General features: G+C 35.0%; 12 protein-coding genes and 1 tRNA gene. 3 read left to right on the top strand and 10 right to left on the bottom strand.

From position 1 onward, the window contains the following. Positions 1 to 12: 12 nt before the first annotated feature. On the bottom strand, positions 13 to 885 hold the full coding sequence (locus I567_RS08115; RefSeq protein WP_016251742.1) for a CPBP family intramembrane glutamic endopeptidase: 873 nt from the start codon (positions 883 to 885) through the stop codon (positions 13 to 15). Positions 886 to 1,085: 200 nt separating this feature from the next. Between I567_RS08115 and I567_RS08110 the strand changes: the two genes are divergently transcribed. Next, positions 1,086 to 1,850 carry a MerR family transcriptional regulator gene (locus tag I567_RS08110; protein WP_016251741.1) on the top strand — a complete coding sequence of 255 codons (765 nt, stop codon included), beginning with the start codon at positions 1,086 to 1,088 and terminating at the stop codon, positions 1,848 to 1,850. An 89-nt stretch (positions 1,851 to 1,939) separates the two neighbouring features. Here I567_RS08110 and groL read toward each other — a convergent pair whose 3' ends face one another. The 8 genes from groL to I567_RS08070 form a co-directional block, all read right to left on the bottom strand. Beyond that, the gene (gene groL / locus I567_RS08105) at positions 1,940 to 3,571 is read right to left on the bottom strand and encodes a chaperonin GroEL (protein WP_016251740.1); all 1,632 of its coding nucleotides are present in this window, start codon (positions 3,569 to 3,571) and stop codon (positions 1,940 to 1,942) included. Positions 3,572 to 3,588: 17 nt separating this feature from the next. Then, the gene (gene groES / locus I567_RS08100) at positions 3,589 to 3,873 is read right to left on the bottom strand and encodes a co-chaperone GroES (RefSeq protein ID WP_016251739.1); all 285 of its coding nucleotides are present in this window, start codon (positions 3,871 to 3,873) and stop codon (positions 3,589 to 3,591) included. A 178-nt stretch (positions 3,874 to 4,051) separates the two neighbouring features. Continuing rightward, positions 4,052 to 4,858, bottom strand: a complete 807-nt coding sequence (locus I567_RS08095) for an MBL fold metallo-hydrolase (RefSeq protein ID WP_016251738.1) — start codon at positions 4,856 to 4,858, stop codon at positions 4,052 to 4,054. Between the two features lie 42 nt (positions 4,859 to 4,900). Continuing rightward, on the bottom strand, positions 4,901 to 5,761 hold the full coding sequence (locus tag I567_RS08090; protein ID WP_016251737.1) for a two-component system regulatory protein YycI: 861 nt from the start codon (positions 5,759 to 5,761) through the stop codon (positions 4,901 to 4,903). A 3-nt stretch (positions 5,762 to 5,764) separates the two neighbouring features. Further along, positions 5,765 to 7,075 (bottom strand): YycH family regulatory protein, encoded by a 1,311-nt coding sequence (locus I567_RS08085; RefSeq protein ID WP_111736136.1) that lies wholly within the window; start codon positions 7,073 to 7,075, stop codon positions 5,765 to 5,767. Continuing rightward, positions 7,063 to 8,895 (bottom strand): cell wall metabolism sensor histidine kinase WalK, encoded by a 1,833-nt coding sequence (walK, locus tag I567_RS08080; RefSeq protein WP_016251735.1) that lies wholly within the window; start codon positions 8,893 to 8,895, stop codon positions 7,063 to 7,065. Before walK ends, I567_RS08085 begins: the two co-directional genes overlap by 13 nt. Before the next feature lie 3 nt (positions 8,896 to 8,898). Continuing rightward, positions 8,899 to 9,603, bottom strand: a complete 705-nt coding sequence (gene yycF, locus I567_RS08075) for a response regulator YycF (protein ID WP_016251734.1) — start codon at positions 9,601 to 9,603, stop codon at positions 8,899 to 8,901. Positions 9,604 to 9,811: 208 nt separating this feature from the next. Next, positions 9,812 to 9,884 (bottom strand) — tRNA-Lys (locus I567_RS08070). Positions 9,885 to 10,078: 194 nt separating this feature from the next. Between I567_RS08070 and I567_RS08065 the strand changes: the two genes are divergently transcribed. After that, positions 10,079 to 10,642, top strand: a complete 564-nt coding sequence (locus tag I567_RS08065; RefSeq protein WP_016251733.1) for a DUF1836 domain-containing protein — start codon at positions 10,079 to 10,081, stop codon at positions 10,640 to 10,642. After that, the gene (locus I567_RS08060) at positions 10,632 to 11,492 is read left to right on the top strand and encodes a DegV family protein (protein WP_016251732.1); all 861 of its coding nucleotides are present in this window, start codon (positions 10,632 to 10,634) and stop codon (positions 11,490 to 11,492) included. Before I567_RS08065 ends, I567_RS08060 begins: the two co-directional genes overlap by 11 nt. A gap of 83 nt (positions 11,493 to 11,575) precedes the next feature. On the opposite strand, the gene I567_RS12470 is transcribed toward I567_RS08060, so the two are convergent. After that, a protein-coding gene (locus I567_RS12470; RefSeq protein WP_111736135.1) for an IS3 family transposase occupies positions 11,576 to 12,996 on the bottom strand; the annotation gives its coding sequence in 2 pieces (ribosomal slippage) (positions 11,576 to 12,429 and positions 12,429 to 12,996; 1,422 coding nt in all). Between the last annotated feature and the right edge of the window lie 62 nt (positions 12,997 to 13,058).

The following is a 13,058-nucleotide window of genomic DNA, read 5'->3' as shown; positions in this document are numbered from 1 at the left end:
TGGCTTAAAAACTTATTTTCTTTTCTTTAATATGAGTTGAGATAATAATACACAGCAAAAAATGCCAAATACTGTTGTTAATATGCTACCTTCGATTCCAAAAGAACCACCATTAATGAAGTTTGCTTGCGGAATACTTGCTTTTAATACTGAAGTTATGGATTCCGTCCCACTTACTTGTACCCCGAAAAATGGACCTTGGAAAAAATTCCAAGCACTATGAACAGCACCTACAAATAAAATATTTTCGCTATACGCATATAATAAGCTAAAGACCAAGCCGAAAATAAATAAATTGATCAATGGTAATACTTGAATGCCAGGATTTGCGCCATGTAATACTGCAAAAAAGACCGCACTAATGATAATTGCCCACTTTTCATCCATCAATGCGCTTAAACTACCTTGTAAATAACCACGGCATAATACTTCCTCGGTTAAACCTTGAATGATAAACCCAAGTAACAATAATATAATTAAGCCAAAGTTCATATGCGAATTTAGCTTAAAGTGAATGCTCCCTAGAAACATCGCTACTACTGCTAAAAAGGCTAGTGAACTGGCACCAATTAGAAATCCCAAAGCATATTGACTGAACACATTTTCTTGGGTAAAGCCTAAAGATGCTATTGAGCGCTTATTCATACGTTTATTCCAATAGATAATGCCAATAAGTGCAAAACCAAAGCCAAATAAAGAACCTAATTCCCCACTGATACTGTTTTCGGTAACTTGCGATAAGGATTCCTTCGTAAAAATAGAAATAAAGATGGATATTGGAATAGATCCTACACCACCACAAAGGGCAAAAACCAAGAATGTCGCTACAATCGGACGCCACCAGGATTTCGGCGGATTCTCTTTAAAATAATGAATATTTTGCATACATGCACCTCCATATATTGATATATTGACTGTAACATAAATTATAAAATATTACATAGGTCTATGGTCGGAAAACCTATCAGGTAAATTCTCAAAAGAACGAAAAAAAAATAAAGTTAAATTGATAAAAAACACTTGACTCTACCGTAACGTCATTGCTTATGATAGAACTGTAATTAAGACGAGAAAGGATGAGCACAATGGAGTACACAGTCCAACAACTCGCTAAATTAAGCGGTGTGAGTAAACGAACCTTACACTATTATGATGAAATTGACTTACTCAAACCAAAAGCCATTCGCTCCAATGGTTATCGTATCTATGGCTCAGAGGAAGTTACCCGTCTTCAACAAATACTATTCTTTAAATCGTTTGGACTTAGCTTAATTGAAATTCAAACAATTATGGCACAAGATAAGGTTACTATTTACCAAACACTACAATCACAACAAATGAAATTAATCCAACAAAAAATTTCATTAGAGCAACAAATCCAAGCATTAGCAAAAACTTTACAAGAATACCAAGGAGAAATAACTATGACTGATCAAGAAAAATTCAACTACTTTAAACAACAAAAATTAGCTGAAAATGAAGAAAAATACGGCCAAGAAATACGGGAAAAATATGATGAAGAAGCCGTTCAAAAAAGTAATCAAAAATGGTTAGACTTAACCCCAGAGCAATTTGAAACCATGCAACAAGCTGAAGAAAAGTTAATTCAAGCTTTGGACAACTTACTTTCACATCCTCAAGAGCTACCAAATGATACAGCGCAAATGGCTTTTGAGGCTCATAAAACCTGGTTAACAACGGTTGCCCCCTATTATAATGCTACTTATCATCGAAATTTAGCTGAAATGTACCAAGCTGATGAGCGTTTTCGTGCGTATTATGATGAAAAAACGATTGCTCCTTCGACTGATTTATTAGCTGAAATCATTCAATATTACGCAGGAAATTAATAAAGTCATTCCTTCTATAATCATCTCGTAGAAGGAATGACTTTTACTTATAAAAAGAACCTTGATAAATCAAGGTTCTTCGTCTATTTTTACATCATACCGCCCATCATAGAAGGATCCATCGCAGGTGCTTGAGGTGCAGCTGGTTCTGGTTTATCAGCAACTACTGCTTCTGTTGTTAATAATAAGGCAGCCACACTAGCAGCATTTTGTAAAGCTGAACGAGTCACTTTTGTTGGATCCACAATACCAGCTTCAAGCATATTTACCCATTCACCAGTAGCAGCATTAAAACCAACACCTAGTTTTTCTTTCTTCAAACGATCAACGATAACTGAGCCTTCATAGCCAGCATTTTCAGCAATTTGACGAACTGGTTCTTCTAAAGCACGTAATACAATACGGACACCAGTTGCAACATCGCCTGTTTCTTTACTTTCAGCTTCAGCAACCTTATTGATTACATTCACTAAGGCAGTACCCCCACCTGAGACCATACCTTCTTCAACAGCCGCACGAGTCGCATTTAATGCATCTTCAATACGTAATTTCATTTCTTTTAATTCTGTTTCAGTAGGCGCACCAACTTTAATCACGGCAACTCCGCCAGCTAATTTTGCTAAACGTTCTTGTAATTTTTCACGATCAAAATCAGAAGTTGTTTCAGCAATTTGACCTTTAATAATTTGAACACGAGCGGCAATGTTTTCTGAATCGCCAGCACCTTCAACAATCGTCGTAGTATCTTTGTTTACTACCACTTTGCTTGCTTGACCTAAGCTTTGTAATGTAGCATCTTTTAATTCTAAGCCTAAATCTTCAGTAATCACTGTACCACCAGTTAAAATAGCAATATCTTCTAACATTGCTTTACGACGATCACCAAATCCAGGTGCTTTGACAGCAACTACATTGAAAGTACCACGGATTTTATTTAACACTAATGTAGGAAGGGCCTCACCATCTACATCATCCGCAATAATTAATAATGGTTTAGATTGTTGTAGGATTTGTTCTAATAATGGTAAGATTTCTTGAATGTTTGAAATCTTCTTATCAGTAATTAAAATATATGGATTTTCTAAAACAGCTTCCATTTTATCATTATCAGTAACCATGTATTGTGATAGATAGCCACGATCAAATTGCATTCCTTCAACTACTTCAAGTTCAGTTTCGATACCTTTTGATTCTTCAATAGTAATCACACCATCATTACCAACTTTTTCCATCGCATCGGCAATATAGTTACCTACTTGTTCACTACCTGAAGATACTGCACCTACTTGGGCAATTGCTTCTTTAGAGTCAACAATAGCTGAAATATTGTGTAATTCTTCAACCGCTGCTTTAGTTGCTAATTCAATCCCACGACGAATACCTAATGGGTTGGCACCCGCAGTCACATTTTTCAAACCTTCACGTACGATAGCTTGGGTTAAAACAGTAGCTGTAGTTGTACCATCACCAGCGATATCATTTGTTTTTGATGCGACTTCAGAAACTAATTTAGCTCCCATATTTTCAAAGTGGTCTTCTAATTCAATTTCTTTGGCAATGGTCACACCATCATTGGTAATTAATGGTGAGCCGAATGATTTTTCTAATACAACATTGCGTCCTTTTGGTCCTAATGTTACCTTAACTGTGTCCGCTAATTTATCTACCCCACGTAGCATGGCTGCACGTGCGTCTTCTGCAAATTTAATTTCTTTTGCCATTATTTTTCACCTCAATCTTATTCTACAACGGCCATAATATCTTTAGCCGCAACGATTAAATATTCTTTTCCTTCATATTTCACTTCAGATCCAGCATATTTTTCAAACATTACCGTTTCGCCAACTTTTACTGGAACTTCAACTTTTGTACCATCTTTTAATACTTCGCCACTTCCTACAGCAATGACTGTACCGGTTTGTGGTTTTTCTTTGGCAGCAGAGGCTAATACAATCCCGCCAATTGTTTTTTCTTCTTCTTGTGCAACTTCAATAATTACACGATTTCCTAAAGGTCTTAACACAATGAATCCCTCCAAAAAAGATAAATATCTAGATATTAGCACTCTAAACAGTTGAGTGCTAACTACAAGTATTATATTACTCATTTTACGCTCTATTTGCAAGTATTTTGTCTAAAAAACTAAAAAAAGAAGATGCTTGACTATCTGAATCCTCAAGATAATCAAACATCTTTTATCTCTATAATGTAAAGGGTTCACACGCTGTATCTGGATTTGTATCATAAATATCAAAAGTCTCACCAACACCAAAATCATAACGTTTTAAGGTATCTTCCATTGTCATATGGGCTAGTTCAACAAGATTATTTTCACGACTTAAATGACCAAGATAGACACGTTTGGTTTTATCAGTTAAAACATCAGTCATCACTAAAGCGCCATCTTCATTAGACAAATGGCCCTTATCTCCTAAGATTCTTTGCTTTAAAGTCCAAGGGTAACCGCCCATTCGTAACATTTCTAAATCATGATTACTTTCAATTAAATAAGCATCGGCCCCTTTGATGACTCCTCGGATATAATCGCTGCAATAACCAGTATCTGTCAACATGACAAAAGACTTATTATCCTTATAAAAACGATAAAATTGTGGCGCGGCGGCATCATGTGATACACCAAAGCTTTCAATATCCATATCACCAAAAGTAATCTTTTTACCCATTTCAAAGATTTTTTTCTTTTCAACGGGAATTTTACCCAAGTGTTTATCCATGGCTTTCCAAGTTAGTTCATTTGCGTAGACTTCTAAATCATAACGCCGTGCTAAGACTCCTACCCCTTGAATATGGTCGGAATGTTCATGCGTCACCAAAATAGCATCTAAGTCTGCTGGATTTTTACCGACTTGCTGCATTAAGGATTCGATTTTTTTACCACTTAAACCAGCATCGACTAAAATCTTTTTTTCAGCCGTCTCTAAATATAAGCTATTCCCTGTCGAACCACTAGCTAAAATACTAATTTCAAAAGCTTGTCCTGTTTCCAAAAGTTCACACCTCTTTTATCTAAGGTCATTATACTGTAAAATTTATTTATTTTCTACTTTACGAACTGCAGCATTCGTAATGATACGATTACGAAAAGCATTGACTATTTCGACTTGCTCTTTTTTGTCTTCATGCCGTATTGACACAAACCAAGCAGGTACATAAACATTTTTCCCTCTCACTTGTAGTACCAATGTGTAAGCTAATTTCGACCATAAAATTTCATCATTTTTACTCAATTTATTATTAATATAAAGCGTCGTTAAAGCATCTTCCTCAGAGACTAGCGGCATTTTTTCGCGTAAAGCCGTTAAATTGCTCAAATGCATTTGCTGAATCTTTTCAAGGCGATAATTCTCATCATTTTTCTTTAACGTAAATTTAATTTGAGCAGTAATATCATTTATTGGAATGCCTTCATATTTCTGACAAGCATAAGCATCCAAATAGCCATCACTTTGTTGATGAATTTCGTCTTGATAGCGATAATCTTTTCCGAGGATAATCTCTTTCTGATTTGTTAATGTTTCACGAACCAATGTCGGAATCTGTCCTTTTTTATTGACGGATAAATCTTTTTCTGGGGTTAAAGAAAGTAAATTATCTTTCACACTACTTCGCAAAACATCGGCATTTTCTAATTTCTTTGTCTTTTTCATATTTTGCAATTCCGTATTTAAATTTGTCTGGGTAGCACTAAGATAATAACCATCCGTATGCTCAGATGAAATTTTGCCCTCATACTTGATTTTATCTTCTTTTAAACGCTGCGTAATTTTGATGGTAGAGGAATTATTGATTGGTGTCTGCTCATTTTGTGATTGTCTATAAATCGAAAACAAGAAAATATCTAAACAAAGGAAAGCGACCAGAAAAATTGCTTCTATTCGTTTGAAATCCATTTTTTAAGCCCCTTTCCCGTTTGATAAAATTTGTACCAATTCATCGTATGGTAGCCATTGATTTTGATAATAAGCAAACCAAGTCGGTGTTAAATCCACCACTCCAGTATCTTGTATTTCCTCCCACAAATAACCAATCGTCATTTCTGGTAATGCTTTGATACCTAAGGATTGCAACTTTTCACAAATGGTTAAAGCACCTGGCAGTGTTTTTGTCTTATCAGAAGGAATTGGAACTTGTAATGTAGTTAAATTCCCACTAATCTCCATATTTCTAGTATTTTCTTGACCTAAATCACTAAAGGAAACTACAATTTTTCCGTTATCATCTTTTCTAAATAATGGATATCCTTCGACAAACGCACGATAAATAATCTTCTTATCTTCACGTTGAAAGAAACGCAATTGTCCTAGGTTCGTTCCTAAGCGAGAGACATAATCCGCACTTACACTATACATATTCTGATTATGAAAATCCACTTGATTCGCACGAAAATGCAGCATTTGATCATTCAATGAAATAGACAGCATATCGCCTTGATGATTACTTAAGACCAAAGCATCATTTGTATCATCATTCACTTTGATATCACGTGTATTTAAAAAGAATGCATCACGAAAAAGTGTATAAGGTTGATCCGTTGAGATATAAGAGTATAACTGTAATTTGATAGGATCTTTACTATAAACTTGTCCGGAAACCATCTTAATTTCACCTTCATGCAATTGAAATTGTTTTTGATGCTTTTTAAGATAGTTTTCAATCTGGGTTAAATCCATTTGTACATGAAATTTGAACACTTGCTGGTCTTCGTGATTAATAAAGACTAGTTGCTTTTGCTTTAAATTCAATCTCATTTCATCAAAATAAATACTTTTTAGTTTCTGTTTATCGTTATTTGACAATCGTAATTGATAAACAGATAAATATTCATTTAAATTCATTTTTGACAAATAATCAAAAGAAATATAATTTTCCTTTGATAAATTTTTTAATAAAGATTCTTCATTTTCATAGGCATAGATTTGTAGACGACGAATTTCTTGATCTTTAAAAAAATGATGTAAAGATAATAAGATACTTGGTGAATTACTTATGTTAATTTGTTTATCATCGTGATATGCAACACTTGTAGGTAAAAATAATTCCTCTTTAGAACGAATATCTGTAATTTTTTGACTCAACTCTTGCTCTTGGCTTTCATCATTTCGTTCAGGAGATAACCAAATGAGATATGAAAGATAGAAACTCAAAGCAATCAATGTGACCAAACCTAAACGAATCCCACGACTCAAATATTTCAATCCCACCATTCCTCCTCAAACGGTTCATAAGGTAAACTGATATAAAACGTCGAACCATAATTTTCAATACTAGTAGCCCAGATAGTTCCGCCTAATGCTTTGACCACTTCTTTTGAAATCGCCAATCCCAAACCAGTTCCACCTTGTTTGCGTGCACGAGCTTTATCCACACGATAAAAGCGTTCAAAAATACGTGAAATATCTTTTTTAGGAATTCCTAGCCCTTGGTCGGTAATCGATAATATCACGTTATTATGTGTTTCCATTAAGCGCACGGTTATTTTTCCACCATCTGGAGAATACTTAATCGCATTATTCATAATATTATCAATGACTTGAATCATCCGGTCAGTATCCACTTCGACAAAAAGCGGTCTTTGCGTAAACTCTCGAACAATACGATACTTTTTCTCACTATTTGCAATAATTACGTCAAAACGATCTAAGACAAAATTCACTAATTCGTTAAAATTAACCATTTCAATATTTAGTTTTAAATTGTCATTGTCCATACGAGATAAATCAAGTAAATCATTAATCATCCGAATCATACGGTCTGTTTCATCCAAAGTAATTTTTAAAAACCGAGGAGCCATTTCTTGATCTTGCCAAGCGCCTTCACTTAAAGTCTCGATATAACTACGCATACTTGTTAAAGGTGTACGTAGTTCATGAGAAACGTTAGAAACAAATTCACGACGATCACGTTCATTTTGCTCTTGTTCGGTAACATCGTGCATAACGGCAACTAAACCCGAGATAAAACCAGACTCACGCCGAATCATCGAAAATTCCACACGAATAATCTTGTTATCCCCATAATTAGATTCATTTCGCTCAATTAATAACTCTTCTGTACTTTCTAAAATTTTCCGAAGAGTATAATCTTTTTCAATATCCAATAGATTCAATATATTTTGCCCAATCGCTGCCTCTTTAGAAATTCCCAATAAAGAAAGGGCCATATCATTAATTGTAATTACTTTGCCGCGGCGATCAGTAGCAACGACTCCATCTGACATATGTGATAAGACGCTATTCAAACGGTTTCTTTCAGATTCCATCGCATCTTGCGTTTCTTCTATTTGTTCAGCCAGCTGATTAAAAGTTAAAGCTAATTGACCTAATTCATCTTTTCCATGAACGGTAACTTTTCGACTGTAATCTCCTCTAGCAATTCGCAAAGCTTGTTCTCGCATTTCACCAATTGGTTGAGTAATCGAATGGGCAATCAATATCGCAACGACCATCGAAATACCGACTGCTAAAAGTGATGCAGTGACAAAAATAACCGCAATATTTTTAATTTGCTGATACTGGTCTTCAATATCACTCTTTACATACAGGGCACCTAAAACCGTATCCCCTGTCATTGACTGAATCGGATGGACATTAATAAGTACGCGACTGTGGGTATCTTTATCTGCTACTTTCATACTTTTAATCGTAAAATCATCTAGCTCTTGGTAATCATTCTTCTTACCAATCGCAGACTTACCTGAAACATCGGTCGTAGCTAAAACAATTCCTTTTTCATCCACCACACGCATCTCAATCATTTCACTCGTACTACTATTATCTAATAGCCGCTGAATATTTGCTTGAATCGTTTCATCATCCGCTTGATCTCGATCTAGCTCCGAAGACAGTGTGTTTGCCAAGGCAGCCACTTGGGTATCCATCCCTTTGGTAAAATTATCGACAATTGATTTTTCTAATCCGCGAATAAAATATGCCCCGATTATCTCGATTGAAATAAGTAAAATCAAGATAAATGTCAGGGCAATCTTAAAGTTCACCGATTGAAAAAAGCGAACTCTTTCTCTCATAAACTACTCCTGTTCTGGATTACGTAAAAAATAGCCAACCCCACGACGAGTTACTAAATAATTTGGATGACTAGGTTTATCTTCAATCTTTTCACGTAAACGACGGACAGTCACATCCACGGTCCGCACATCTCCAAAATAGTCATAACCCCAAACCGTTTGAAGTAAATGTTCACGTGTCATCACTTGTCCTAAATGTTTTGCAAGGTAGTGTAGTAATTCAAATTCACGATGCGTTAAAATGATTTCTTCTTCTTTTTTGGTAACCATATAAGCATTTGGGTGTATCGTTAATTCGCCCACCACTAAGTCTGCGTTTTGGTTTTCTTCTGTTTCTTTAGCAACTTGACCACCACGACGCAAATTGGCTTTCACCCGGGCTACCAGTTCACGATTAGAAAATGGCTTGGTCACATAATCATCCGCTCCAATTTCAAGTCCTAACACTTTATCAATTTCAGAGTCCTTCGCAGTAACCATAATAATTGGCATATCATAATTTTTACGGACCTCTTTTGCAACTTCTAAGCCATCAATTTTTGGTAACATTAAATCTAGCAAAATTAAATCAGGATGAATTTCTTCCACTTTTTGTAAAGCTTCTTCACCATCATATGCACTAAACACTTCATAGCCTTCTTTTGCTAAATTAAATTTAACGATATCAGAAATTGGCTTCTCATCATCAACGACTAAAATCTTTTTCATCTAGTTTCACCTCTATATTTAAACAGTTATTATTTTATATTGTTGAATATATAAACCTATTGAACATCTCAAAGATTATTATAGCCTATTTTGTAAAGAGTTTCATTAAAAGCAATGGGTTTATTTCTATTTTTAACATATTTTTTCACTAATTAGTAATAAAAAAAATCTATCTAGTAAAATACCAGATAGATTTATCGTAATATAATGGGTTGTGAGGGGCTCGAACCCGCGACCCGCTGATTAAGAGTCAGCTGCTCTACCAACTGAGCTAACAACCCGTATCGATTACTTTTACATATTAGCACTCCATTAAATAAAAATCAAGAGTTATATAAAACTTTTTTTCTATTTTTTTGTATTTTTTTCTTCGTGACAAGATTATTTAGATATGCTAAAATATATCTAGTCTTAGAAACTAGATAAAATGATTAATATAATTAATTTTTGTATTATAGATATTGGAGTGATATTGATGGATGAATTAAAACATGAACTTGCCTTATGGGGAGAGTCTTTGAGAGATTTCCACCTACCAAGATGGCAAGAATTACCCGATTTAGATCTTTATATGGACCAAGTCATTCAACTGGTAGATCAATATCTGATGCCCGTCATTCAAACAGAAAAGCATCCATTGCTAACACCTGCAATGGTCAATAATTATGTTAAAAAAGGATTGATTCCAGCACCTATCAAAAAAAGATATCAACGAAAACATTTAGCTTTTTTAATCGCAATTACCTTATTGAAACAAGTCATTACGATTTCAGAAGTAAAAAGTGGCATCTTATTTCAGGGAAAAGTTAGTGGAATCAGGGAAGCTTATGATTTATTTTGCGATGAACAGGAAAAATCCATTCAATTTATTATTAATCAAGCGCAATTAAGTACAATGAATTTGGCTATTCCGATTGAACTAGATAGAATCGCAGTACAGGCGGCTACTAGAGCTTTTGCAAATAAATTACTCGCTGAAAAAATGATTATCCTTCAAGAAAAATATATATTAACAGGAGAAGAAAAATATGAACAATAAAAAGATTGCCTTAGTGATTGATTCTGGCTGCGATGTGCCAATGGATATTGTAACTAACAAATCAATGTATATGTTACCTTTACAAATTATTTATTCGAATCAAACCTATATTGATAAAATAGATATCACTCCTCAAGAAGTTTATGACCGCTTTAAAGAAGAAATTCCAAAAACTTCTTTACCAAGTATGCAAACGATTCATGAAGTCTTTGAGCAAGTAAAAAAAGACGGTTATCAACAAGTGGTTGCTGTCACAATCTCTAGTGGTTTAAGTGGTACTTTTAATGCCGTTCGTTTAGTGAGTGAAGAATATCCGGAGTTAGACACCTTTGTACTTGATACGAAAAATATTGGAATTGCTGCCGGACTTCAAGCGATTCGGGCTGCAGAATATATCGAACTTGGTCTAGATTTTCAAACTATTCAACAAAAACTTGCAGAAGAAGTCTATAAAAACCGAATCTACTTTAATGTAGCTACACTCGAATATTTACAAAAAGGTGGCCGGATTGGCTTAGTTGCTTCAATCGTCGGTAATATGCTGAAGTTAAATCCCACCATTTCTTGTAATGAAGATGGAATCTATTACACAGTAGCCAAGTCTCGTGGACGCAAAAAAAGCTTAGAAACAACCTTAAAATTAACAGCAGAATTTTTAAAGGATGCAAAAAGTTATCGTCTCGCTGTGGCACATGGCGATGCTTATGAAGAAGGTCAATGGTTAAAAGCAGAATTAGCGAAGAGATTACCTCATGCAACAGAAATTCTATTTGGAGATATTTCGCCTGCATTAGTTGTTCACACAGGACCGGGTCTGCTTGGATTAGGCATTCAAATTTTAGATAATTAATCTCAAAAAAAGCAGCCTTCCAAATGAGGTGACCCCCAAAAGTTAGACTTTTTTACGAGACGACTCCGGTCGTCTCGTTTTCATTATGCAGCTAAAAGATGGAGCCTATATTGAACAGGACTCATCCATCCTAACTTTTCTTTTATTCGTTGTTCATTATAATACTTTATAAATCGTTCTATTTCCATTTTTAATTCCTCATAGCTATAGTAATTAACGCCATAGTATATCTCTTGCTTAAGCAGACCGAAGAAATTCTCCATTACGGAATTATCTAGACAGTTGCCCTTTCGAGACATGCTTTGAAATATTCGTTCTTCTTTTAGCCTGTGAGAGTATGCCTTCATCTGGTATGCCCAACCCTGGTCAGAATGGAATGTTCGTCTATAAGGGCAGTCTGAAGTGATTTCAATGGCTTTATCCAAGGCATTCATTACATTCTTTGCTGAAGGTTTCTTATCGATGCCGTAACTTAGTATTTCTCCATTACACATATCCATAAATGGATCTAAATACAGCTTATGCATTGTCATATGTCCTTTGACATCAACTTCATAATACTTAAATTCAGTCGTATCCGTTGTGATTTTTTGATGGGGTATGTGCGTATTAAAGCGTCTGCGAATTCTGTTGGGTGCAATGGTACCAGTCCTGCCCCTATAGGAACTATATTTCCTACTTTTGCGTGTGTAGGATGTCACCTGCAAGCCAAGTTTTTGAACTATTCGCTGAACCTTCTTTTTGTTGATGAGATATCCCTGATTATGAAGCTCTCCATGTATTCTACGATATCCGTAATCCTTATTATTCTTACGGATTTCTTGGATTTTTTCTTCAAGTTCTTTGTCAGGATTTTCTCTATCAAATCGTTTTTGCCAATACATATATGTTGCTTTAGGCATGCCTGTATAAGAGAGAAGGTCTTTTAGTTTGAATTCTCGTCGGAGACTGTTGATGACGAGTGCCTTTCTCTCATTTTTTCCTCGTCCTCTAAACGCAGCCTCCTCAGTTCTTTTAAAAAGGCATTCTCAATTCTCAATTTAAGAAGTTCCTCTTCTAGCTCTTTTACATGTTCTGCACTTGTATCAACAGAAGATTCTTCAACTGGTTTGTTTTGTGTATTGCCATTAGTTGTATTCAATGTTTTCTTTCGTCCCTTCTTGCGTGGTCTTAGGGCATCAGGACCAGCTGCACGAAAGCGACTCACCCAATTTGCGATCATACTTGGATTAGTAATTCCTTCTTGCAGAGCTAAATCTTGATATGAGATTTCACTTGATAAATATAACTCTACTATAGAAAGCTTCTTTTCAAAAGAATAAAAATCTTTTTTTCTAGAACGTTTTAATCCTTCATCGCCAAATGCATTGTAATTATCCACCCATAGTTTAACTTTATTATCAGATGGAATGCCGAACTTATTTGCAAGATAAGTATAACCACCTTCGCCATTAAGATAAGCATTTACAACTTGCTTTTTAAACTCAAAAGAATATTTGGACATAAAAATACCGACCTCCAATTATTAGATTTTATGGTCTAACTTTTTGGGGTCGGTACACAACT

Origin of the sequence: Enterococcus cecorum DSM 20682 = ATCC 43198 (assembly GCF_000407565.1) — a bacterium.
In the GTDB taxonomy this organism is placed as follows: domain Bacteria; phylum Bacillota; class Bacilli; order Lactobacillales; family Enterococcaceae; genus Enterococcus_E; species Enterococcus_E cecorum.
This window is presented reverse-complemented; position numbering and strand designations above follow the sequence as displayed.